This is a genomic window from Sediminicoccus sp. KRV36 (assembly GCF_023243115.1).
Lineage (GTDB): Bacteria > Pseudomonadota > Alphaproteobacteria > Acetobacterales > Acetobacteraceae > Roseococcus.
The window spans coordinates 97,842-118,708 of sequence record NZ_CP085081.1 but is presented as its reverse complement, the minus strand read 5'-3'; the positions used below and the strand labels follow the sequence as shown (position 1 = coordinate 118,708).

22 protein-coding genes and 1 tRNA gene are annotated in these 20,867 nt (G+C 67.5%); 3 read left to right on the top strand and 20 right to left on the bottom strand.

The window, feature by feature from the left end; translation table 11 throughout:
- Positions 1–78 precede the first annotated feature (78 nt).
- From LHU95_RS00585 to LHU95_RS00510, 16 genes are all read right to left on the bottom strand, one after another.
- On the bottom strand, positions 79–972 hold the full coding sequence (locus tag LHU95_RS00585) for a hypothetical protein (protein WP_248709448.1): 894 nt from the start codon (positions 970–972) through the stop codon (positions 79–81).
- Positions 973–4,188, bottom strand: coding sequence for a tape measure protein (locus tag LHU95_RS00580; RefSeq protein ID WP_248709447.1), 3,216 nt, complete (start codon positions 4,186–4,188; stop codon positions 973–975). It abuts the gene before it with no gap.
- 26 nt (positions 4,189–4,214) lie between these two features.
- Positions 4,215–4,859, bottom strand: coding sequence for a DUF6441 family protein (locus LHU95_RS00575; protein WP_248709446.1), 645 nt, complete (start codon positions 4,857–4,859; stop codon positions 4,215–4,217).
- Positions 4,860–5,029: 170 nt separating this feature from the next.
- Positions 5,030–5,482, bottom strand: a complete 453-nt coding sequence (locus tag LHU95_RS00570) for a GFA family protein (RefSeq protein ID WP_248709445.1) — start codon at positions 5,480–5,482, stop codon at positions 5,030–5,032.
- A gap of 219 nt (positions 5,483–5,701) precedes the next feature.
- Positions 5,702–5,854: a hypothetical protein gene (locus LHU95_RS00565; protein ID WP_248709444.1), complete on the bottom strand. Its 153-nt coding sequence runs from the start codon at positions 5,852–5,854 to the stop codon at positions 5,702–5,704.
- A gap of 38 nt (positions 5,855–5,892) precedes the next feature.
- Positions 5,893–6,420, bottom strand: a complete 528-nt coding sequence (locus LHU95_RS00560; protein ID WP_248709443.1) for a hypothetical protein — start codon at positions 6,418–6,420, stop codon at positions 5,893–5,895.
- 10 nt (positions 6,421–6,430) lie between these two features.
- Positions 6,431–7,393, bottom strand: coding sequence for a phage tail tube protein (locus LHU95_RS00555; RefSeq protein ID WP_248709442.1), 963 nt, complete (start codon positions 7,391–7,393; stop codon positions 6,431–6,433).
- Positions 7,394–7,438: 45 nt separating this feature from the next.
- Entirely contained in the window at positions 7,439–7,873 is a 435-nt protein-coding gene (locus tag LHU95_RS00550; protein WP_248709441.1) for a hypothetical protein, read from the bottom strand.
- A complete protein-coding gene (locus tag LHU95_RS00545) occupies positions 7,870–8,175 on the bottom strand; it encodes a hypothetical protein (protein WP_248709440.1) in 306 nt (101 codons plus the stop codon). The genes LHU95_RS00550 and LHU95_RS00545 overlap by 4 nt, the downstream gene beginning before the upstream one ends.
- A complete protein-coding gene (locus tag LHU95_RS00540; protein WP_248709439.1) occupies positions 8,172–8,825 on the bottom strand; it encodes a structural protein in 654 nt (217 codons plus the stop codon). The genes LHU95_RS00545 and LHU95_RS00540 overlap by 4 nt, the downstream gene beginning before the upstream one ends.
- A gap of 158 nt (positions 8,826–8,983) precedes the next feature.
- Positions 8,984–10,783: a DUF927 domain-containing protein gene (locus LHU95_RS00535; protein WP_248709438.1), complete on the bottom strand. Its 1,800-nt coding sequence runs from the start codon at positions 10,781–10,783 to the stop codon at positions 8,984–8,986.
- Positions 10,773–11,111 carry a hypothetical protein gene (locus LHU95_RS00530; protein WP_248709437.1) on the bottom strand — a complete coding sequence of 113 codons (339 nt, stop codon included), beginning with the start codon at positions 11,109–11,111 and terminating at the stop codon, positions 10,773–10,775. Before LHU95_RS00530 ends, LHU95_RS00535 begins: the two co-directional genes overlap by 11 nt.
- Positions 11,108–11,251, bottom strand: coding sequence for a hypothetical protein (locus LHU95_RS00525; RefSeq protein ID WP_248709436.1), 144 nt, complete (start codon positions 11,249–11,251; stop codon positions 11,108–11,110). Before LHU95_RS00525 ends, LHU95_RS00530 begins: the two co-directional genes overlap by 4 nt.
- Before the next feature lie 131 nt (positions 11,252–11,382).
- On the bottom strand, positions 11,383–11,610 hold the full coding sequence (locus tag LHU95_RS00520) for a hypothetical protein (RefSeq protein WP_248709435.1): 228 nt from the start codon (positions 11,608–11,610) through the stop codon (positions 11,383–11,385).
- A gap of 107 nt (positions 11,611–11,717) precedes the next feature.
- Positions 11,718–12,836: a hypothetical protein gene (locus LHU95_RS00515; RefSeq protein ID WP_248709434.1), complete on the bottom strand. Its 1,119-nt coding sequence runs from the start codon at positions 12,834–12,836 to the stop codon at positions 11,718–11,720.
- A gap of 299 nt (positions 12,837–13,135) precedes the next feature.
- On the bottom strand, positions 13,136–14,482 hold the full coding sequence (locus LHU95_RS00510; protein ID WP_248709433.1) for an integrase arm-type DNA-binding domain-containing protein: 1,347 nt from the start codon (positions 14,480–14,482) through the stop codon (positions 13,136–13,138).
- Positions 14,483–15,013: 531 nt separating this feature from the next.
- Here LHU95_RS00510 and LHU95_RS00505 point away from each other — a divergent pair.
- Both LHU95_RS00505 and LHU95_RS00500 read left to right on the top strand, forming a co-directional pair.
- Complete coding sequence (locus tag LHU95_RS00505; protein WP_248709432.1) at positions 15,014–15,412, top strand: DUF3106 domain-containing protein; 399 nt, start codon at positions 15,014–15,016, stop codon at positions 15,410–15,412.
- Between the two features lie 20 nt (positions 15,413–15,432).
- Positions 15,433–15,717 (top strand): hypothetical protein, encoded by a 285-nt coding sequence (locus LHU95_RS00500; RefSeq protein ID WP_248709431.1) that lies wholly within the window; start codon positions 15,433–15,435, stop codon positions 15,715–15,717.
- A 386-nt stretch (positions 15,718–16,103) separates the two neighbouring features.
- Here the strand turns inward: LHU95_RS00500 and LHU95_RS00495 are convergent.
- Positions 16,104–16,179, bottom strand: a tRNA-Glu gene (locus tag LHU95_RS00495).
- An 87-nt stretch (positions 16,180–16,266) separates the two neighbouring features.
- Between LHU95_RS00495 and LHU95_RS00490 the strand changes: the two genes are divergently transcribed.
- A complete protein-coding gene (locus LHU95_RS00490) occupies positions 16,267–17,124 on the top strand; it encodes an alpha/beta hydrolase (RefSeq protein WP_248709430.1) in 858 nt (285 codons plus the stop codon).
- Here LHU95_RS00490 and LHU95_RS00485 read toward each other — a convergent pair.
- From LHU95_RS00485 to clpA, 3 genes are all read right to left on the bottom strand, one after another.
- Positions 17,090–18,082: a hypothetical protein gene (locus tag LHU95_RS00485; protein WP_248709429.1), complete on the bottom strand. Its 993-nt coding sequence runs from the start codon at positions 18,080–18,082 to the stop codon at positions 17,090–17,092. The two genes, LHU95_RS00490 and LHU95_RS00485, sit on opposite strands and share 35 nt — an antisense overlap.
- Positions 18,066–18,404 carry a carboxymuconolactone decarboxylase family protein gene (locus LHU95_RS00480; protein ID WP_248711619.1) on the bottom strand — a complete coding sequence of 113 codons (339 nt, stop codon included), beginning with the start codon at positions 18,402–18,404 and terminating at the stop codon, positions 18,066–18,068. The genes LHU95_RS00485 and LHU95_RS00480 overlap by 17 nt, the downstream gene beginning before the upstream one ends.
- Positions 18,405–18,496: 92 nt before the next feature.
- Complete coding sequence (gene clpA / locus LHU95_RS00475) at positions 18,497–20,851, bottom strand: ATP-dependent Clp protease ATP-binding subunit ClpA (RefSeq protein ID WP_248709428.1); 2,355 nt, start codon at positions 20,849–20,851, stop codon at positions 18,497–18,499.
- Positions 20,852–20,867 lie beyond the last annotated feature (16 nt).

Here is a 20,867-nt window from a genome sequence, read left to right as displayed (position 1 = left end):
GTACGATGGGCGCATCCGCTGACGCCGGTGGCCGCACAATCAGCGGCGGATCCGCCCATGGTTGTTCTGACCAACAACTCATGCGGCAGGTCGCATCATCAGCAGAATGATATCCTGGCGCAGGGCAGCGACCTCCCGAAGCAGCGCCTCATTGCCTTGCATCAGGCGGTCAGTTTGTTCCCGCGCATTCTCTGCGATGAAGCTTTGCGTGAGCGTCTCTGGCCCGAGGTCAGCGACGCTGCCAACACGCTCCGTGATCAGCCGTACGGCATCAGCGAAGCCCTGGCCGCCGCCATAGACCTCGCGCGCCGCCACGCGATAGGCCTCGGCAGCGTTTTGCAGGCCGGAGAGGGAGTTCGCATCGCCCGCGCTCGCGGCACCGAAGACGGCATCGAATTGACGCAACGAGCCGGAGAGGCGATCCAGCGCAGTGCCCGCGCCAGCGCCTGTGGTGGAAAACGATCCCACGTAGTTGCGCAGGCTGGTGATCGTGGCGAGTGCGCCGCCGGCGGCGGCTTGCAGCGCCTGCGGTGAGAGCCCCGTCACGCCGACCGTCACGCCAGCCAGCGCGGCTTTGCGCGCCTGATCGGCCTCGGCTGCCTGGATGGCCGTGAGCGAAGCGACAGCCGCCGCGACCCCATCGGAATTGATGCGCAGATTCTCGAGCTCCTCCGTCAGGCTACGAATCTCGGCGCTCGCCCGCCTGGCCGCGTCGAAGGCATCGGCATCGCCGGCCACCAGGCCCACGCGTATGGCGCGGCTCAGCAGGTTGTCGTTTGCCGCCTTGAAGCTCATCGCGCGCGCCTGGGCTGCCGCCTCTGCCTCGGCCTGGCGCTGGGCTTCTGCGGCCTGGCGCGCAGCGAGGCGCTGATAGGTCTCGGCCTGCAACAGGCCGGTGAAGCTATAGACCTCGGCCGCGACTTCGCCGGCGGCGAGGCCGAGGCCCTCCAGCTGCGTGCGCAGCTCCTCCACCTACTTGGCGGCGGTGGCAGCCTCCTGACGGGCGACCACGCCCTCATTCAGCGCGTTGATATCGCCGCCCATGGCGCCAGCGGCGATAAGCCGGCCCTGGATGGATTCCCGGATGTTGGCCACCTCGGCATCGCGCTGCTGCGTCAGCTTGGCGATGGCTTCGTCGCGCTTCTGGGTGATGCCGTCCTCGGCCAGGGCGAGGCTGCGGGCCTTGGCGATGGCGTCGTCATAGGGCTTGGAGAGCGCGGTCACCTGGCGCTCAAATTCGTTCGTCGCCTCGCCCACCTTCTGCAGGGCCTTATAGGTGCCCTCATACCACTCGAGGTTTGCCTGCAGACTCGCGATGTCACCGCTATTGTTCGCGAGCTTGTTGTAATCACCCTCGGCGACACTCCGAAACGCCTGCAGCACATAAAGCGCGGCCGTATCCGCGAGCGCCTTAGATCCGGCCTCATCATTCGCAAATTGCGCCTTGCGCCCCGCGACATCGAGATAAAGCCCGCGCTCGGTGACCCCCACCGCCGCATTGCCGTTGATTCTCGCCCCGCCGAGCGCATCCCCGAGTTGTGTGGCGAGCGAGACGATGGACTGCACCGCCGCTGCGCTCTGATCACGATTCGCCTGGCTGTATCGGTCTCCGCCGAGGCCCGCATAGGTGCTCACCCCGGAATTGAAATCGAGTCTTGTTTCTTGCCCGCGCGAGGATGGCTTTTGCCCGGGCAGCAGCGCGCCGGCGATGGCCAGCACGGCCGCGCCAATCCAGCCGATGGGGCCGAGCCCCGCGCTGATAACGCCCAGCGTCTGCAGGATTGTGGAAACGCCCGATGCGACGCTAAGTGCGCCGCCGGCGGCTGACGTGTAGCCTCCAATTCCTCCGCGCTGGACGCCGGAATAGATGCCGTAAGCCCCGCCGGCGATGCCTGCCGCACCGCCCAGGGCGCCGCCGACCGAAAGGCCGTTTGAGGCCGTCCCGTCCACCAAACCCTGGAAGGCCGCCTCGCTTGGGAAATTGACCGGTGCCGCAATTTGAGCGTTCAGCGCGTTGTCGAGAAAACCATAGCCGCTGTTGGCAGTGCCGCCGGTGAATGCACCGCCCAGCCCTGTGGATCGTCCAAACTGAAACAGGCCGGCAGACTGCCCCGCCTGGCTCACGGCGCCTTGCGTGCTGCCTGCGTTGCTGACCGCCGTGCCGCCCGAGGGGCCGAAGATGCTGCCGATAGAGGTCCCGATGCCCGACGCCGAGCCGAATTGCCCGAGGCCCAATCCGGAGACAACGGGCGCGATGATCGGGCGGATGATCGCCTCGGAAGCGATGCGCGCAAGAACGCTCCGGGCGGTGCCGAGGAACCCCTGCCACATCTCCTTCCAGCTTTTCTGATTGTTGCCGAACATATCCGCGAAGCGATCAGCGCCGTATCGCACGACCGCATCGGTCATTTGCTTGTTGTCGGCTTCGACCTGTCGGGCGGCCTCGCGTGCAGCCTTCACCGCCGGATCGGCCGCGGCCACAGCTCGGTTATAGGTTTCCTGCGTGATGGCGCCCGCGGCGAGCAGGTTACTCAGTCGCGCCTGCTCGTCGGCATATTTCTCGATCTCGGTGCGAGCCGCGGCAGTCACCGTTTCGCCGTCGCGCATCAACGTTAGGCGGTCTTTCTCAATATCAGAGACGATGCGCGCCACCTGCGCGAGGGATTCATCCGTCTCGATCCGCCCGCGCGCTGCCGCGTCCAAAGCCTTGAGGCCGTCTGCGAGCTCTTCATTCGCCATGCGCCGCAGACGCGCAGCGCCGGCGGCGTCGGTGTCGCCATTGGCGAGGCCCGCGTCGATGGCCGTGATGCGGGTGGCGTGATCGGTGCGGAGCTTGCGCTCCTGGTCCAGAGCGTCGCGCGTGGTGTTGAACGCGGTGGTCTGCGCGGTCCTGGCTGCCGCGAGACGCCGCGCCGCTGCCGTCGCCTCCTCGGCCTGGCGCACATCGTCGGCCTCGGTGTGGACCTGGTTGCGGCGCGCCAGCCCCTCACGGATCAGGGTGTTCTCGGCCTCGATGCGCTGGCGGAGCTCGGCGAGGCGTTCCTCGCGGGGTTGGGTTTGGGCCGCCGCCTCCTGCATGGCGCGCGAGATCGTGCCGCGGCGGGGGGTGGCGTAGAGGCCCGGCTCCCCGCTGAGGGATGCTGCCTCGGCCTCCAGGCGGGCAATGCGCTCCCGTGCCTGGGCCACATCGAAATCGGCCTGCTCGGCGGGCGAGCGGGGCGCCATGCCGCCACTGACCTGGCCCACCGCGGCGGCCGCCGCTGTCGCGGCCCGGGCGATGGCCTGGGAGAGCCCGAGCGCCTGATCCAGCTTGCCGACGAATTCGACCATGGCCTGGCCGAGCACGCCAAAGGCGCGGCCCATGGTGGGGGTGAGCTCGGTGAATTGCTTGTTGATGGCCTCGCTGGCGCGCAGCAGCGCCTGGAACACGCGATCCGAGGTGAGCTGGCCCTCGCTGCCCATCGTCCGCAACTGGCCGATGCTAACGCCAAGCTGCTGCGCCAGGGCCTCGGCCAGGGTGGGCATGTTCTCCAGGATGGAGCGCAGCTCGTCGCCTTGCAGCGTGCCCGATGCCAGCGCCTGGCCGAGCTGCTGGACGCCGGCGGCGGCCTCCTGGGTGGAGGCACCGGAGATGAGCCCGGCCTGCTGGATGGTGCGGGTAAGTTGCAGCACCTCGCCATTGGTGGCGCCGATGGCGCGCGCGGCGACCGAGAAGCGCACGAAGGCTCCGGCGCTTTCGGAGATGGATGCGCCGGTCTGCTGGGACATGGCCACCAGCTCGGCATAAACTGCGCCGGCTGCCTGCACGCTGCCCGTGGCGGCGCGCAGCTTGTTCATGGTGGTGGTGTATTCATCGCCCAGACGGGCGATGGCCACGCCGCCGGCGACAACGCCAGCGGAAAGCCCAGCGATGGCGGCTGCGGGTGAGGTGAGCGCCGAGCCAAACCGACCGAGGCTCGCCGTCAGGCCGTCCGTGGCGGCACCCAACACGGAAAGCTCTCCGCGCATGCCGCGCATGGCGTCGACATTCTTGCGCAGCGCCTGCTCGGTACGCTCGGCGCCGGTCGCGAGGGCCGGCTGCGCCTTGATCAGCGCGTCATAGGCGCGGCCGGCCGCGGCGCTCTCGGTGGCGGCCGCGCGCAGGTCGCGGATCACCTGGTCTGCGCCCTCGGTGGAAAGGCGCAGCACCCAGCGATTGGCGGAGCCGGACATGGTCAGCGTTTCAGGGAGGTCGCCGCGCGATCGATCAGGCTTGGCAGACGCCGCGCCCAGCTGGCGGCGATGGGACGCGGGGCCAGACGCTTGGGCAGTGTCACGCTGTCCTGGAGCCAGAACATGACCACCTCACGGGTGCGGCCGCGGGCGATCTGGGCGCGTGTGGCGCCACGCACAGAACCACCTCGTGTGGTGCGGGCCTCTACCAGCACGAGGGCTGGCTTACCGCCGAACACCCGCAGCTCGAGCTTGCGGAGAAATCGCGTCTCGACCTCGCGCGGGGTGAGCTTGGCGTTCCAGCGGCCGCGCGGCACGGCCGCGGTGGGGATGGCCAGATACCGGCCGCGGCCGCGGATGGTCACACCCTCGGAGAAGGCCTCGATGATATCGGCGGCGTTGCTGGAGGCAGAGATCTCGCTGGCCGCGCGCATCGAAACGTGGGGCAGCTTGGGAAAGGTGCTTTGGCGCACCGCATTGCCCAGGCGCTGGCCCATGCCGGCCGCGCGGATCATGGCGCGGATGTCCTGCTGGGCGCCCTTGCCGGCGGCGTCGATACCGATCGAGATCGCCTGGGCCACCACGCGAGAGCGGGTCTTCAGCCATTCAGAGGGGGCGATACCCTCAATCCTGGCGACGACGCGCATGGCTGCCCCTTTTGCTCAACCCTAACGTCGCGTCCCCACCGTTGGTGGTGCGCGCCGTCGGCCACAGCGCAGCAAGCCGCGCGGGTGGAAATTCAGTGTGCGGCTGAAAACTCGACAGATCACACGAGTTCGCTCATCGCGCGACGATCAGATTAGATGCGCCGCGCTGGTCAATCGGTGGACAGCAGCCAGACCGGGACAGGCGGGCGCGTCTCAAAGCGCGGCACACCGTCGGGCAATTTCACCCATGGTTGGGCGCTGCGGACCCAGACATGGACCGCTGGCCGAAGCCATGAGGTGTCGTCGAGGGTGCCAGCCCGGAGAATTCGCAGCATGCCGCGATCGTCTGGAGCGTTGATCGGTCCACTGCCAAGCCGGGTGCCGCAATCACGGCAAAACCAAGCTTCGGACCGGCGTCCGCTGTCATGGCGACGCTCAAAGCGGCCTGGGTCACCGCAGGTCAGTCGAAATTCCGCCTCGGCGACGACGAGCCCCATCCCAAAAGCGCTGCCGGATTGCTTCTGGCAATCGGTGCAGTGGCAGGCATAGACGATGCGCGGTACCGCCGTGATCTCGTAACAAAGCGAACCACATTGGCATCGCCCGGTCTGTGGCAGGTCCATCCGCTTGTATCTCCCCGCCTGACAATCAGGGCCAGGCGTCGCTCGGCGTGATTGTTCTAGCGTACAGCACGTCAGGGAGCATTGTCAGGCTTCGTCTGTCACGTGCGGCGATCTCCCGTGCAGGGTCACGAAGGTGATTGGCGCAGGCCTTGACGTGCTGGTACAGTTCCACGCGTCGATGCACGGGGCAGCATAGGCGGCGCTGAGCGTCTACCAAGGCTAAGCATCACTGCCTGCATCGCGCCCCTTGGCCAAGCCGGCGGCAATGCCCCGCGTCGCCTGAGTGATCAGATACGCTGCGGCGCGCCCATCCACACCGAAGGCTGCGGCCAGCGCCAGTGCTGCGCCCGCATCCACCGAGGCGCCCGCCATGTCCTGTCGAATGGAGGCCTCGACAGCCTCCAGAACCGCTACGCCTTCGCGGCTTTGCGGGGCGTGGCGGATGGCGGGGCAACCGCCGCATCGCCCGTTCCCGCCGGCGAGGCATCCGGCGCAGTAGCGGTCGCCCCCGCCCCATCGCCAGGCAAGGAATTCCCGGAGCCGTTTCCCTCCGCGAGCAGCGGCCCGACCGTCGCCTCATAGGCCCGCGCAAAGGCAGGCCCTGCCATGGGGTGTGCGGCGAAAGCGTCGAGCGCCGCACCGGCCGGCGCCAGGGCGCTGCCATCCTCGCCGCCAATGCCCTCCCAATCCATGATCTGATCAGCCAAGGCACGGGTGCGGGCCAGCGCATAGGCACCCTCCAGCCGCGCCACGGCCACGGTATCCAGGGTCACCGTGTCATCGCCGGCATTGGCCACCGACTTCATCGCGGCATAGGCCTGGAAGGCCTGATACTCGACGGCGCGGAGGATGGCGGTGTCCAGCGGCGGCACCTTCACGCGGAGCCCGCCGCCGATTTCGAGCCAAGTGGGCTCGGGCTTGAGATTGAGTTTCAGCATGGCGCGGCCCTCAGCTGTAGGTGGCGGTTTGGTTGAGCAGCGTCGCGCGCATCATGCACGCGGCGATCGTATCAAAGCTGCCGGTGCCGCGGACGGGGATATCAATCCCCATGGGTCCCTCCAGCCGTGGGCCGGTCGGCGTCAGCGTCATGCGCGGCAGGAAGACGGCCAGCGACTTGGTGCCGCTGATCGTCAGCGCGTAGGTGAAGGAGCAGGGCGTGCCGGCGATGGCATCGGTCAGGATGGGGGCATTCGCCGTGGTGAGCCGGACCGTGCCCTCGAAGGTTGCGGTGGGCTCCGCCCAGTCGATGCCCTCAATGCGGCGGTCGTTGCGGATGGCCTTTACGGGCTCCATCGAGTTCGAGAAGTTGATGGTCCCTGTCATGAAGGCCGGCAGCGCTGCACCATTGCGCTGGATGCTGCCCTGGAAGCGATTGAACCGCTCGAAGGTGGCGGTGGTGGGCGTGCCAGGGGCCGAGGTCAGGTTGGGCGTGTAGCTCAGCCCCATCAGACCAAAGGTCACGTCCGCGGCGCCGCTCGGCTGGATAGGCAGGCTCATGGTGTTCGCCCGCACGCCGAGATAGCCCTCATGGGCACCGGAGACGTCGCCATAGACCTTCTCGAAGGCGGCACTCGGCAGGGCATTGGAGCCGGACTGAAAGACATGCGTGAAGTTGGTGGTGCCCGAGCTGGTCGGCGCGCCCAGCAGCATGCGCAGCCAGTGGCCGATATTGGTCAGATCGAGTGGCACCACCGCATCGCCGGCGAGGTCGATGAAGTCCCGGTAGGGGTCCATCGGATCGCGCGTTGTGGCGGAGCTGGACAGCACGACCTCGCTCTGGATGTTCTCGGTGGGGGCGAGCGAGAAGCTTTTGACCGGCAGCCGACGATAATTGCCGGTGGGCTTTACAGCCTCTGTGGCCTCGGTCTGCTGGAACAGCGAGACGGCTTTGCCTTGTGCGCCGACGGGCATCGTGGCGGTCTCCTTGCAGGGTGGCGGTGGATGGGTGGGGGAGGCTCAGCCCGCGGGGCTGTCGGCCACGTAGTGCAGGCGGATGGGGATCGAGATGGAGAAGACGGGCGGTTGCTGGCCGTGGCCTTCGAGGGAGGGCGAGGACATGACCTCGGCCTCGGGCATGCCGATTTCGGCCCAATCAACGGCGCCGCCGAGGCCGGGATCCGCCACCAGCAGAGCGGCCAGTGCCTCGACCGTACCCTCTCGGATGGCGGCGGTCTCCGCGTCGAGGGTGATGGGCGCGTTCCAGATGATCTCGTAGCGCAGCGGCGAGAGCAGCGGTTCGGCCGCCTCGCAGCTGCCGTCATGCAGCAGGATCAGCGCCTGGCCGTTGGGAATGGGCTCTGGCGTGCCGGTCGCGCGCAGCACGCTGTGACCCGGCAGGCCTGCCTGAAGCACGGCCAGGAGTGCCGCCATGGCCGTCTCGCGCTGGGTCATCGGACCGAGACCCGGTGGCTGAGCATCGCCTCGTCCAGCTGCACGTCAAAGATCTCGCGGGCGCCGGCGGCGAGTTGGAGCTGGCCGCCCTTCTCGGGGGACGCCACCTCCGCGACCTGGATCTCGAACACCCAGCCGGCTTGCCGGACATGGTGCTGTCCCAAATCCAACACCGGATCGGGTTGCCGCCGCAGCACCCGGCAGGGCACGGGCGCGCCATTGCCGGGTGGCAGGTAGACCGCGTCCTCGCCGAGATTGGGATCGGCGTGGAGCACGGCCAGGGCTTCGGCAAAGGCGTTCATGCGGGCCGCCGCAGGCGCCAGGCCAGTACACCGACCACCGCCGCGGCGATCAGCGCGATGGCGACCGCTGGCGCCAGGCTGCCCAGGGCCTGGATGGCGGGTGTCGCCTGGACGACGGCGGTGGCGATACCCGCCGCGCCGACCAGCAGCGCGCCGCGACCGGTGTCGGTGATGGTAGCGACGTCACGCAAGGTGACCGGCGGCGCAGGTGGCGCCCCGGCGAGGGTGAGCGCGCGATCGATCACCGCGGCTGGATAGGACAGCCCCGCGCATTCGTGGTGGATGATCGCCTCCACGAGCGGGCGAAGGTGATCATGCCGATGCAGGTCGATCGCATCATCCGGTCCGACGCCGATCCGCCGCGCCACCACTGCGATATACGCTTCGGTATCGTTCTCCACCTTGGGCGCCCAGCGCGTGATGATCGCGCGCGGCGTTCGCAGCTGGTGCCGGTCCTGGTATGTGGTCAGCAGCAGTGCCAGTGCGCGAATGCCCAACTCGTGGCTGGTGAAGCGGCAGAAACGCCCATCCGAGGGCGGCTCAGCGAGGCCCTGCCATTTGTTGGTCGGGACATGCTCGATGTTCCCCGGATTGCGGTTGCGATAGCCGCGTGTGGTGTGCGGGTTCACGCCGCTCTGGGCCGCGCTCATGCGCCGGACGCCGGAACGCGCTGCAGCACGGCGCGGACGGTGGTGTCGGCAGCGAGGGCCGCCACGGTGGCGAGGCCGACTTGGTAATTGGCGGTGGCGGTACCCAGACGCACGGGCCAGAGAATGGGCTTGCCAATCGACGATTCGGCAGCAGTTCTTTACGCTGCCCATGTGCTGCAACCAACTCCGCTACATTTTCGCCGAGGAAACTCCAAGATTTCCAAGGCTTTCAGACTGGCTGGTAAATCGCCCAAGTCGCCAGCTTCGGAGAACGCCGCGCCGGAGAGAGTGATTTTCGGGCGTCGTTGCGCTTCTGCATCCGCCAGCCATCGCGCAAGAATGGCGGAAAACCTGCGCCACTCCGCCACCCGGCGCGCGCTGCCATCCCGCCCGGCGCGGCCTTTGCCGGCACCGTTCGCCAACATGTAGGCCGCACTCGCCACCGTCTCGGCCCCGGCCTCGCCCATTTCGTCGAGGCACAGCAGCAAATCGCAATGCGCCGCCGCCACCGCTTCCAGGGAATTATCCGTGGTGCGCCAGCTTCGGCACCACCCGCGCAAACCGCCGCCGCCCCACACGCTGCCAGCGACATGCAAAGCGGTGGATTTCCCCACGCTGGAAGGCCCGCGGAAATGAAAGCCGCCACCCTCCGCGCCGATCAGCGCCGCAAGCGGTGCCGCGAAACCCACCGCCAGCGCGAAGCCCAGGCGAGAGTTCCCCACCGCCAGCGCCGCCAAATCACTTTGCCACTCGGCCAGCGTGCCGGATTGATGGAGCGGCGGCAGCGCGTCGGGCCGCTCGGTTTGCAGCATCACCCGCTCGCCGGCCAGGCGGCCCATGGTGGCATCCGGCAGGACGAACACCCGCGCGCCTGCCGCACCATGCCACCCAATCCGCGAAACCACCCGCACGCGGTCGGGCGGATTGGCGCGCGTCAGATACTCGGCCAGCTTCTCCCGTGCCTTGCGGCTGGAAGCCAGGAACAAGCCGCCGTCGAGAAGATGGGAGCGCACCTCTTGCCCGTCACCGGCCAGCATGGCGCGCGGCATCGCCCATTGATGTTGCCGCCCGTCCGCATCCTCCCATTCCAGCAAAGCGCCCCAAGCCTGCCCGGTGCCGTTATTCGTCGCGGCCACCACCCGGAGCGGCCCGCACACATGCACCGGCTGCACCACATCGCGTCCGCCTTCCATCGGCTCCGCCTGCCACCACACGCCACTGGCGCGCATGAAGAAGGGGCGCGGCATCTTCGGCGCATCCTCGCCTTGCGGCGGCACCGCTTGCGCCTCCGCATCGGCCACCATCTGCCGCAACGTCTCCACCGTCACATCGGGCGGCAGCGCATCGGCCAAATCCCACTTCTCCGGCCAGTCGGCAGGGATCTCCACCACCGCCGCGCAAGCCGCTCCGGCTTCCGCCAGCGCCGTGTGGAGCTTGCCTGCCGCCTCTGCACCCGGCGCGTCATGATCGGGCCAGATGATGACGTGGCGGCCTTCCAGCGGGCTCCAATCGGCCTTGCCGGTGGCACCGCTGCCGCCCGGCCAGGACATCGCCACATGCTCCGGGAAAAGCACCGCGGCAGCATCGGCGGCCTTCTCGCCTTCGCACAATATCACGGGCGCGTCAGGCCGCGCGGCGAGGTCCGCCAGGCCATAGAGCGGGCGCGGTGCCGGCGGTGCCTTCCAGTGCCAGCGCCGTTGCTCTTTCGCGGTGCCGAATGTCAGCGGCGAAAACTCTTTGCGGCCATCGGGCAGATTGAAGCGGAACACCCGGAACAGCGGGCGTTGCTCCGCATCCCGGTAGGTCCACCCGCAAACCGGCACGCCAAGCCGGGGATGGCGCAACGCCTCCGGCGGTTCCTCCGGTGCCGGCAATTCCGCCTGCCAGGACGCAACGGCTTCGGGCATTTCCTGCACCTCAGGCACAGCGCCAAGGGGCGCGAAGGGATTAGCGGCCATGGTTCGCGCCTCCCATGCCAAGCATTTGCGCCAGCCGCTCGGCGGCCTCGGCTTGGGTCAGGCGATGCACCGCCGCGGCGAGGCTCACCACATCGCCGCCCTTCTGGCCCGCGGCGAAGTCCGCCCATCGGCCGGTGCGGAGATTCACGCGGCAGGATGCGCCCGGCTCGCCGGCCAGGCTGCCGCATGTCCATTCGGCACCGATTTGCTTTCCGCCCGGCAGCCACCGCCGGCAGAGTTCCGGCAGATGCGGGAGAGCGGCACGCGCCACCGCGGCAATATCGAGGCGCGGTGCAGCACCATGGCGCGGGAAGGGATGCGCGCTCATTGCCGCACCTCCGGCCGCGTGGTGGCGGTCAGGGTGCGGGCCACCAAAACGGCAGCGAGTTCGGCGGCCATGGCGGCAGCCAAGTCGCCGCGGCGGCGAGCCTCGGCGGCTTCGCTCAGCAGGCTAAGAATTTTTGTCATGGGTCGGTTCCTTGTCGGAACCGGGCGGTTAGTGCTGGCGTCAGGCACGCGGGCGCAGTATTTTGCGGGTGTTGAGAAGCCGCTTTTGTTCTGCACCGCCGCCGGGTCGCACACGCTGCGCCCGGCGGTTTTCATTCAGCGCCAAGCATCCGGCGCAGCGAAGCGCCATCGGCCAGCGTGCGCCCACCACAGCGGAACAGCCGGAGCGCACCATCCGCAGCACGGCGCCGCAACGTGGCAACGCTCAGGCCGCTCAGGCGCGAGGCATCGGGCAGGGTGTAGGAGATGGCGTCGCGCATCGGCGCGGGCCGCTCATCCGGGCGCCGCTTCCGGCGCGGTGTGGTGTGTTGGGAAGCCAAGGTGGCACCTCATGACGCTCAGCGGGCCGGGATGGCTCGCCATGCGGCAGAGATGGCAGGCAGAAAATCGGGCACGAAAATCAAACAGCGGGCGCCCGCTGCCCGATTTATTGAGCAGCGCGCGGGCGCCCTCGCGTGCCTTTTAAACCTTCGGGAAGCGCGTTCCATGCTGCCAGCGCCTCCCTATAAGTCGCGCCGGTCTTGTTCTGACATGCTCGGATTGCGCCATCGCGCTTCCACGCGCCCGCAGAGGTGACGTTTTCGCGCATCCAGTTTTCGGCGGCGGTCGCGGCTCCACTTACCGCGTGCGGCGGCTTCGCAAGCGGTAGCGCCTCCGGCGGCCCAAGGACGACCGGTTCAGGCTCAACCGGCTCTCGCTCCGCATCATCAAAGGGCGGCCACTCCCGCACCACATCATCCCGCGCCACCACCACACCGCGCCAGTGCAACCCGTCACCTCGCGCCGGGCCTAGATACTTCGCGCCCCGTTCCCGCTGATCCTCGGCAATCGTCACAAGCGCCCAATCGTCGGATTCCAACTCCCGACGATCATTCGATGTGTGCGGTGTGCCGCGCCCGCGTATCGCGCCCCGGCGCGCGGCCGCCGCCAGTAATTCATCGGCCGCGGCAGGGTCCGGCCCCACCTCTGCACCGTCGAGTTTCCGACATGCCCAATCCACATGCCAGCCCACAACACCGCGGGTGTCTCGCCCATGGTGCGGCGGGCCAGCGTCGCGCACCGCCGCCGTATCCCGCAGCGCAATCCACACGCTTGCTTGCGTTAGCGTCCACCATTCCGGGAGGTCACTAAGCGGCGGAACGTATGGCGGGTGCGGCACTTCGGCGCAGCTTGCGCATAGGCCCGCGGCGGCAACCGTCACCCGCACGCCATGCCAGCGTTGCCCACCCCCAATAAGTTCAGCCGGCAGATTTGGCTCACCCGGAAACCCAAGCTGAAAATGCGCCGCGCGCCAAGTTTCCGGAGAGATCGGGCTTGGCCCGGCGTCGCCTTCCGCTACTCCATCGGCGGCATACCCTCCGCCTTCCATCAAGCGGCTAAAGGCGAGGCGGAACGCATCGCGCTCTTTCTTGTGCGCCTCCGCACCGCCCGCCATCCACCAACCCTTCGGAGGCGGCTTTGCCGCCGCGGCGTAGAGTTCAGGCAGGACCGTCGCCGCCGCCTCCGCCAGCGTCCACCCGCCAGCCGGCGGCCTCAGTTCCGTCATCCATGCGCCTCCGATGCGCGTTCCGAATGAAAAGCGGCGAGGCGGCCCGTTCGGAATCCGGGCGTTCGGCGGCCAAACCTAGCCCCGCCAAGTCAGAGATTACATGAAATGCGCCGATTCCCGTGCCGTCACTTGCAGCAGTCGCGCGCATCCGCCGCCCGCACCGTTACCACCGTTGCCAGCGCCGTTTTGAAGGTGGCAACGCCAGCAAGGCCCCACAGAACAGCCATTGTTGCCACCGTTACCAGTGTTGCCAGACACAAACACACAGCCCCGCTTTTCACGTCTCGCCAGTGCCATCATGCGGCAGTTCGCGCCTTCGCCTTACGCTTCGGGCCGCTGCCGCAATGCTCCGCCCAATCCCGCATGAGCGGTTCGCGCCGGTCGAATAAATCGGAGCGCCGATAGGCCCCACTCACCTTGTTCGCCACCTCATGCGCCAGCGCCTTTTCAGCCGCCTCCCGCTCATGCGGGCGGGTGTCATCCACCCATGTCGAGAAGGTGGCGCGGAAGCCATGCGGCACCGCCACGCGCCCATCCGCATCGCGCCAGGGTGCCGGCGCATCCTCCGGCTTGTCGGCATTCATCCGGCGCATGACGGCAGAGAGCGCCATGTCGGAAAGCGGTGTGGTGCGCTTGGCGCTCGGAAAGATCAGCGCATCCCGCGCCAGCGCCGCCAGCTTCGGAAGCTCTGCCGCGGTGGCGGTGGTGCCGTTCGCCTCGGCATAAGCACGCGCCAGAGCCTCAAGCGCGGCATTGGAGAGCGGCGCGCGATGCGGCAGCACTTCGCCCGTCTTTTTGCCCTTCATCACCTCGCCTGGAACCGTCAGCGTCGGCACCCCATCGAAGGCGAGCCAGGACCACCGCGCATTCCGCACCTCGCCGGAGCGCAGCGCCGTCAGCACCACAAGGCGCAGCGCCAGCGCCCCAAGCCCCGGCATGGCGTCCAGCGCCACCATGAAGGCCGGCAACCGCCCCCAAGGTAAGGAAGGCTGCTTGCGGCCACCCGGCAGCGCCGGAAGCCCAGCATGGCGGAGCATCCGCGCATCCGCCGCATTGTCATTCGCGCGCCAGCCATGAGCGGCGGCATATCGGAGAACGGAAGCGATGCGGTGCACCACCTTGCGCCCCGTCGCCGGGCGGGTGCGCCACACCTCGCCCACCGCGCGAAGCACCGCGGCACGATCCACCTCCGCCACCGGCATATCGCCCAATTCGGGGAAGGCCCATCGCTCAAGCGAGTTCTGCCAGAGCAGCGCCGTCCGCTCATTCTTCCAGCCGGGCGCCTCCGCCTTGATGCAGGCCAGCGCCACCGTGCGGAATGTTCGGGTCTCCGCCTCGGCCGCGGCCTTACGCTGCGCCGCCTGCTCCCGCTCAAGCCGCTCACGCTCCGCCACCGGATCACCGCCATCGGCTGCAATCTTGCGGGCCGCTGCCGCCTTCTCGCGCGCTTCCTTGAGGCTCACGCCAGGATAGCCACCCAGGCCCACATCCCGCCGCTTGCCGTCCACCGTCAGCCGGACCAGCCACATGCGCGCGCCGCTCGGCCGCACTTCCAGCAGCAACCCGCCGCCATCTGACATGCGATAGGGCGCGGCCCGCTTCTTCGCCGCTTCCACCGTTTTAGCGTCGAGATTTCCCGCCATTGCCGCCGCTCCGCGTGAGTGTGTCGAGGGGAAGCCCATCCCCCACAGTCCCCACACTATCCCCCACACTCGGCGGTCGCAATGTCATTCTGCACCATGGCGTAGCATACCGGCGCAAAGGCAGCTGTGACCTTGCTTTCTTGCCGATGCTCTAGGGGTGCCTTGCGCCGCTATGGTTCAGCCTGATTTGCCCATATGGCGTCCGTACGGGACGCCAGTTCCACTTCCTCCAACCTCTCTCTCCCGTAGCGGCCGTCGCCGTGTGGCGGACGCTGTTCCTCTCGACGGGCGAGGAAGGCATTGCCGACCGGATGTCGCCGCGCTGCGCCTCTCCGGTTTGCAGCGACCGCCGGCATGGGCGGACGTGACTTCTACGCCGCCGCCTGGGGCCTGGTGCGGGTGCTGTGGCCGCTACACGCCGCAAGGTGGTGGCCGGTGGTGGCGTGAGGCGCGGGAGCCGACCGGCTGGCGCTGCTGGACTTGTCACCCGCCCGTGCATCTGGCGCCGGGCAATATTCATGAGGTGCGGACATGAGCGAGCTTTCCCGTATTGGCGGGCGCCTCGCCAAGCTGCTGCCGGTGCTGGCGAGCGACCGGCCCGGCGAGGTGGCTGCTGCCGCCGCCGCTATCACGCGGACGCTTCAAGGTGCTGGCCTGGATTGGCACACACTGGCCGCTGTGGTGGACGCGGAAGCTAAGCGGCAGGCGGCGCCGATCTTTAGCTTTGGGAGCCTGCCGCCGCGGACGGCGCGCAAGCAAATCGCGCTGCTGGCGCGGTGGCCGGAACTGACGGCAGCGCAGCGCGCACGAATGGAACAGATGCGCGATTGGCTGCACGGCAAGCCGGTGGCGGTGCGCCTCCCGGCGGAGTGCATCGCCTTCCTCGATGATCTTTGGCGCCGGGCCTTTGGTGGCGGCGCGTCACGTTGAATGGACGAAACGGGGCGGAAATGACGGAAACGCATGAAGCGATGACGGCAGCGGAGCGCGCGGAGGAACGGCGGGCGCTGAACCGGGAGCGCGCCCGCGCCTATCGGAGCCGGCGGCGGCGGGGTGTGGTGTGGGCCTGGATTGAGATTGAACCGCGCGCCCTGGCGGGGCTTGAGCGGCTGGCCTTGCTGCCGCCGGGTGAGCGGGGCCTTGAGGCTGTATCGGAGGCGGTGGCGCGTTTCGTTCAGGCGGCGGCACCGCTGGCCGCTGTGGGGGATGCCCTTTGGCCGGACGTTTCCGAATGAGCGGGCGCAATGTCCCGCCCGGGTGGGCTGCATTCCGTGCGCTACGCCAGACACTCGCCCCGCACCGGCCGAAGCGGCACGGAAATTGGAAACATGGCGGGCGGAGCCGCTTCGGGATTGATGAGGGGCGGAAGCTTCGCGTGATGTTCCGCATCCTCGACGCGCCGCGCGGCGGTGCTGTTCTGAGGGTGCCGGGCGCTATGGCGTGGCTGTTTCCGCCGCGGCCGATGGGGTGGGGTGGCTATATAGCTGGACGCTCTGCCCTGGATGGCGACTGTTAAGCCCGAAATGCCGCCAAGCCTCTGCGCATTGTGGGGGATATCGTGGGGGATGAATTAGAGCGCAAAGCGTAAAGGTAAAAAAATCAACGCTTTGGAGGAATGTAATGGCGTCCCGTACGGGATTCGAACCCGTGCTGCCAACGTGAAAGGCTGGTGTCCTAGGCCTCTAGACGAACGGGACGTGCAGTGCGCCCGGGATTAGGGGCGATGGCGGCCAAGGTCAACCCGACCCTCGCATCCGCAGCCCGGCGGCCTACGTATGATCATCATGAACCCACCCCGCATCTCACGTCGCACGCTGTTTCCAGCCGCGGCAGCCCTGTCTCTGACGGGCTGCAAGGCGACGGATCTCGCCAATGCGCTGACGCCCGCGGGCGGTGTCACGCGCGAATCGACCAGCGCATACGGCCCGCTGCCGCGCCATCGCATGGATCTGTACCGCCCCGCTGCCCTCAGTGAGACGGCACCGCTGGTGGTCTTCGTCCATGGCGGCGGTTGGCGCTCTGGCAGTCGGGCGCAATATCCCTTCATCGCCCTGCCGCTGGCCCAGCTGGGCTGCATGGTCGCCGTGCCGGATTATCGCCTCTGGCCCGAGGCACGATTCCCGGAATTCGTGGAGGATACGGCGCTGGCCGTCCGCGTTCTGGCCGCGCGCGAACCGACGCGCCGCCTGATTTTGATGGGCCACTCCGCCGGGGCCTTCAATGCCGCCTGCGTCGCACTGGATGCCAGCTGGGGCGCACAGGCTGCCGTGGGGGGCTTCATCGGCCTGGCCGGCCCCTATGATTTCGGCGCCTCCGAGGTGGATCCCCCCGCGATCTTCCCCGCACCACGGGTGCGGGCCGCCCCCTCACCCCTGCGCGCCGGCGTCACGCCGCCGCTCCTGCTGCTCCATGGCGAGGCGGATACCATCGTCGGCCCCTACCACTCGCGCATCCTGGCCGCACGGGCGATGGAGGCGGGGGTGCCGGTTCGGCACGTGACCTATCCGCGCATGGGCCATCTGGGCGTGATCGCCGCCCTGGCGAGCCCAGCGCGATGGCTGGGCCTGGCCGATGCCGGCGTGCGCGACGAGGTCGCTACCTTCCTGTTCACGCCCGCACAAAGGACAGAAGCGCGAGGCTGATCGCCTCCGCCTGCGGTCCCAGGGGTGCGAAACGGCTGGTGAGTTGGTCGAAGTCGCTCTGCGTCAGGAAGAATTGATCCTCACGCGTGGCAAGCTCCACCGTGGGCAGCAGCACGCCATGGGCCTGCGCCAGCCGCGTACGATCTTCCGCGAAAATGGGCTCCACGGCCGCCATCGACTCATGATCGAAAATCAGAGGTGCTGAGGCAAAAAGCCCCTTCATGCCGCGCAGCGCCCGCAAATGGCGCTCTATCTCCTCAGGCTCAGCCAAGACCTGCTTGACAGCGAGCATGGCGACCAGGCCCACAACCCCCAGCGAGATATTGCGCCGCTCGACCGGGAGTTGTTCGGCTTCGCCGATGCCGATGGCACGCAGGAAGCGCGGCACGAAATCCGCCGCCGGGTGATAACTGACGACGCGGACCGGAAATCCCGTGGCGCTCAGGCGCTCCAGCATCGGCATGATGCAAAACCGCCGCGCCGAAGCACGCAGATAGGCCCCTGGGCGCTGCTGTTCACGCAGCACAGGATCCTTGACCGATTGGTTATAGAGGGACGCCACCCATTCAAAATGCTCGCGACAGGCGAACAGAATTTGCGGCGCCCACCCTTGGCCGAGATGGCCCAGCAAGGCCCGGATGAAAGCGCCGACATCGAGCCCGGCCAGGCTTTCGGAGCTGATCAGCAGGTCCCTGTCATCCGCCGCCGCCAGGGCGGCGATCCGCGCGAATTGGGCGGCTGAATCCTCTGCCACCAATTCCGGCCGCGCCGCATGACCAAAGAAATTGAAGACGAGGTTGTGGTGCGAACCATCCGCCCAGAGGCCGACCTGCGGGTAAAGCACAGGCAAATCCGGCCTGGTGCGACAAAGCTGCTGCACCGCACTCGTTCCGGTCTTCGGCGGACCAACGTGAATATAGAGGTTTCGCATGCCGCTGGATTCAGCCGCCCGCACCATCCATCGCGTCAAGCACATGGAGCGAGTAGGTCAGCGCCGCCCCGGCGTTGAGCGCAATGGCCACGCCAAGCGCCTCGGCGACCTCTTCCTTGCTGGCACCGGCGGCCCGCGCCTTGCGCACATGCGCATCAATGCAGCCCTCGCATCGTGTCGTAACGGCGACGGCAAGAGCGATCAGCTCCCGCGTGCGGGCGTCCAGGTGCTTCGTGGTGGAAGCGCCGCGCGAAAGGGCGGAGAAGCCCTTCATCAGTTCCGGGTGCATCGCGGCCAATTCCTTGCCGCGTTCGCGCAATCCGGCGCTGTAGCTGTCCCAGTCCTCGATGCGGGTATCGGTGGTCATGGCACGCCCTCCCAAAAAATTCAGGCCCCGATGGTTTCCCACCGGGGCCCGTTTCGCAAGGCGGGGGCGAAGGCCTATTCGGCCGTCGCTTCCGGCTCCTTCTCCGCCTCGCCATCGCCTTCCGGCTTGGGCAGGGCAGCGACGGGTGTCTCGGCGATATCGAAGCTCAGCGCGCCATCGGTCAGGTTCACCTTGACCGCGCCGCCCTTGACCAGGCGGCCGAACAGCAGCTCCTCCGCCAGCGGCTTCTTGATGAACTCCTGGATCACACGGGCCAGCGGCCGCGCGCCATAGAGCGGATCATAACCGCGCTCGGCCAGCCATTCCTTGGCGCCGGAGGAGAGCTCGATCGTGACGTTGCGGTCGGCAAGCTGTGCCTCCAGCTGCATCACGAACTTCTCGACCACCTGCGCCACGATTTCCTGGCTGAGGCCGGCGAAGGGAATCACCGCATCCAATCGGTTGCGGAATTCGGGGGTGAACATGCGCTTCACCGCCTCCTCATCCTCGCCGGTGCGGACCGGACTGCCGAAACCGATGGCCGATTTCTGCATGTCGGACGCGCCGGCATTGGTCGTCATGATGAGGATGACGTTGCGGAAATCCACCGTCTTGCCGTTGTGGTCGGTGAGCTTCCCGTGATCCATGACCTGCAACAGGATGTTGTAGAGATCCTGGTGCGCCTTCTCGATCTCATCGAGCAGCAGGACGCAATGCGGATGCTGGTCGATGCCATCGGTCAGCAGCCCGCCCTGGTCGAAGCCGACATAGCCCGGCGGTGCGCCGATCAGCCGGCTGATGCTGTGCCGCTCCATGTATTCCGACATGTCGAAGCGGATCAGCTCGATGCCCAGCGTCTTCGACAGCTGCTTGGCGACTTCCGTCTTGCCGACGCCCGTCGGGCCGCTGAACAGGTAGTTGCCGATCGGCTTCTCGGCATCGCGCAACCCGGCGCGGCTGAGCTTGATGGCCGAGGAGAGCGCCGTGATCGCCGCATCCTGCCCGAAGACCATCGCCTTGAGGTCGCGCTCCAGCGTGCGGAGCACTTCCTTGTCATCGGCCGAGACGGATTTAGGCGGAATACGAGCGATCTTCGCGACCACCTCCTCCACATCCTTCAGCGTCACGGTCTTCTTGCGCTTGTTCTCCGGCACCAGCATGCGCGAAGCGCCGACTTCGTCGATCACGTCAATCGCCTTGTCGGGCAGCTTGCGGTCATGGATGTACTTGGCCGAAAGCTCCACCGCGGCGCGGATGGCTTCGGGCGTGTACTTCACCTTGTGGTGCTTCTCGTAATTGGTCTTGAGGCCCTGCAGGATCTTGACCGTGTCCTCGATCGAGGGCTCGTTCACGTCGATCTTCTGGAAGCGCCGGACCAGCGCGCGGTCCTTCTCGAAGTGGTTGCGATATTCCTTGTAGGTGGTGGAACCGACGCAACGCAGCGTGCCCTGGGCCAAAGCCGGCTTGAGCAGGTTGGAGGCATCCATCGCGCCGCCCGAAGTGGCGCCGGCGCCGATCACAGTGTGGATCTCGTCAATGAACAGGATGGAGCCCGGCTGGGCCTCCAGTTCATTCACCACGGCCTTCAGCCGCTCCTCGAAATCGCCGCGATAGCGGGTGCCAGCGAGCAGGCTGCCCATGTCGAGCGAATAGATCGTGGACTTGGCCAGCACTTCCGGCACATCGCCCTCGACGATGCGCTTGGCCAGGCCCTCGGCAATGGCCGTCTTGCCCACGCCTGGATCACCCACATAGAGCGGGTTGTTCTTGGTGCGGCGGCAGAGGATCTGGATGGTGCGCTCGATCTCGTGATCGCGGCCGATCAAGGGATCAATCTTGCCGGCCTGGGCGCGCTTGTTGAGGTTCACGCAATAGGTGCTGAGCGCATCCTGGTTGCGGTTGCCGCCGCGCGGCTTTTCCTCGCGCTCCTCCTTGCCGGCATTTTCCTCGGGCGTCGGCGCCTGGCCCTGGACGGGACGGGGCTGCGAGCGGCCGGGGGCCTTGGCGATGCCATGGCTGATGAAGTTGACGGCATCGAGGCGCGTCATGTCCTGCAATTGCAGGAAATAGACGGCATGGCTTTCGCGCTCGCTGAAGAGGGCGACGAGCACATTGGCCCCCGTCACCTCATCCCGGCCCGAGGACTGCACATGAATGGCGGCCCGCTGGACGACGCGCTGAAAACCAGCGGTCGGCTTCGGATCGCCCGTGCGGTCACTGACCAGCCCGGCCAGGTCCTTGTCGAGGAATTCGGTGAGTTCCCGCTTCAGCCGGTCCACATCCACGCCGCAGGCGCGCAGCACGGTGGTGGCATCGGCATCCTCGCCCAGGGCGAGCAGCAAGTGTTCGAGGGTTGCATATTCATGGCGGCGGTCATTGGCGAGGCCAAGCGCGCGATGGAGCGTCTGCTCAAGGTTGCGGGACAGCATGGATCAACGCTCCCAC